Consider the following 2,082-nt stretch of genomic DNA (forward strand, 5'->3'; position numbering starts at 1 on the left):
ACCTTTCCTCCGACGACGGACAGCCCAGGGGCCGGTCGTCGCGGAAGGGAAAGAAGGAGAAGAAGCAGCGGCCGTTCTGGCAGGAACTGCCGCTGCTCATCGGTATCGCGGCCATCATCGCCGCCGTGGTCGTGACCTTCATCGGTCGCCCCTACGTCATTCCCTCGCAGTCCATGGAGCCGACCCTGCACGGCCGCAACGGCACCGGCGACCGCATCTACGTGCAGAAGCTGAGCTACTACTGGAGCGATCCCCAGCCCGGTGACGTGGTGGTCTTCGTCGGCCCGACCGACTCGTGGAACCAGCACTATCGGTCGATCCGCTCCGAGAACACCGTGGTGCGCGGGGTGCAGAACTTCTTCTCCATCTTCGGCCTGGTGCCGCCGGATGAGAACGACCTGGTCAAGCGCGTGATCGCGGTCGGCGGGCAGACCGTGCAGTGCTGTGACGACCAGGGCCGGGTGATCGTGGACGGCAAGCCGCTGGACGAGCCGTACGCGCAGTACCTGTACCCGTATGTGCCCGGTCTGCCGTACGGCCGCCAGAATCCCCAGGGGCGGGAATTCGGACCCGTCACCGTGCCGGAGGGCAACCTGTGGGTCATGGGCGACAACCGCAACGAGTCGGCCGACTCCCGCGCCCATATGGACGACGAACTGGACGGCACCGTGCCGATCGACGATGTGCGCGGCAAGGCGGTGGTCAAGATCTGGCCGCTGAGCCATATCGGACTGATCCGGTCGCAGAACCCCCAGACCAACTGAACACGGAGAGATAATCGACCGGTGGGGACTTCGGGCAATGGCGCGGCCCAGGGTGCCGCGCGCGACGGTGGACGCCAGCCTGCCGCTGCACGGGCCGGTGGCGGGACGACATCGACCAGGAACGCGAAGGCGACCAGGAACGCGAAGGCACAGGGCGGCAAGAAGATTCGATGGGAGGGCGGTGACTGGCCGCCGCGGGTGGTGATGCGCCGGGCCGGTGGGCTGCGCACCCTCGAATCGGCGCTGATCCGCAGCGGCCTCGGCCCGGTCGCGGGAGTGGACGAGGCCGGGCGCGGCCCCTCCGCCGGACCGCTGGTGGTGGCGGCCTGCCTGCTGCCGCCCAAGCCCCTGCCCGTGCTGGCCGGACTCGACGACTCCAAGAAACTCACCGAAGCGGTGCGGGAGGAGCTGTTCCCGGTCATCCGGCGGGTGGCGCTGGCGTGGCGGGTGGTGGTGATTCCGGCCTGGGAGATCGACGCCATCGGCATCCATGTGGCGAATATCGAGGGCATGCGGCGCGCGGTGGCGGGATTGGATCCCGCGCCCGGGTACGTGCTCTCCGACGGGTTCCGGGTCCCCGGCCTGCCCGTACCCTCGCTGCCGGTGATCGGCGGCGACGCCTCGGCGGCCTGTATCGCGGCGGCGAGTGTGCTGGCCAAGGTCACCCGCGACCGCATGATGGTGGAATTGGACGGGCAGTTCCCGGGGTACGGTTTCGCCGCGCACAAGGGCTACAACACCACCGAGCACACCGAGGCGCTGAACCGGCTCGGACCCACCTCCGAGCATCGCCGATCGTGGCGAAACGTACGAGAGACCGGCCGGGTGGCTACCGATACCGCGTATGCGGGATGATGTTCTGATAAGCCAGTGTGGCCAGTGTGGCGAGAAGGAGGATTTTCCACCCGATGAGCGCCGAGGATCTCGAGAAGTACGAAACCGAGATGGAACTCTCGCTGTACCGCGAGTACAAGGACATCGTCGGCCAGTTCTCGTACGTGGTGGAGACCGAGCGCCGCTTCTACCTCGCCAACTCGGTCGAGTTGCGGCCGCAGAACGCGGACGGCGAGGTGTACTTCGAGGTGCGGATGTCCGATGCGTGGGTCTGGGACATGTACCGGCCCGCCCGCTTCGTGAAGCATGTTCGAGTCATCACCTTCAAGGACGTGAATATCGAAGAGCTGGAGAAACCCGACCTGCGGCTGCCTGAGTAGGCGGTCCGGAGGCCCGGTTGTCCACAACCCGGCCGACTATCCCCAGACTTTCTGTTTTCCCAGCTCGGCGTTGGGGGGGGGCCCAAACCGCCCCCCCCCCCCCC

General features: G+C 67.2%; 3 protein-coding genes. All 3 read left to right on the forward strand.

The features are described 5' to 3' along the window. The first annotated feature begins 86 nt into the window (after positions 1 to 86). The 3 genes from lepB to QK444_RS35835 all read left to right on the forward strand — a co-directional run bounded on the left by lepB (position 87) and on the right by QK444_RS35835 (position 1,978). Positions 87 to 764 carry a signal peptidase I gene (gene lepB, locus QK444_RS35825; RefSeq protein WP_228808080.1) on the forward strand — a complete coding sequence of 226 codons (678 nt, stop codon included), beginning with the start codon at positions 87 to 89 and terminating at the stop codon, positions 762 to 764. Between the two features lie 165 nt (positions 765 to 929). Further along, positions 930 to 1,619: a ribonuclease HII gene (locus QK444_RS35830; protein WP_282786498.1), complete on the forward strand. Its 690-nt coding sequence runs from the start codon at positions 930 to 932 to the stop codon at positions 1,617 to 1,619. A gap of 53 nt (positions 1,620 to 1,672) precedes the next feature. Next, a complete protein-coding gene (locus tag QK444_RS35835; RefSeq protein ID WP_011210678.1) occupies positions 1,673 to 1,978 on the forward strand; it encodes a DUF2469 domain-containing protein in 306 nt (101 codons plus the stop codon). Positions 1,979 to 2,082 lie beyond the last annotated feature (104 nt).

Source organism: Nocardia sp. CC201C, assembly GCF_030010695.1.
GTDB classification, from domain to species: domain Bacteria; phylum Actinomycetota; class Actinomycetes; order Mycobacteriales; family Mycobacteriaceae; genus Nocardia; species Nocardia otitidiscaviarum.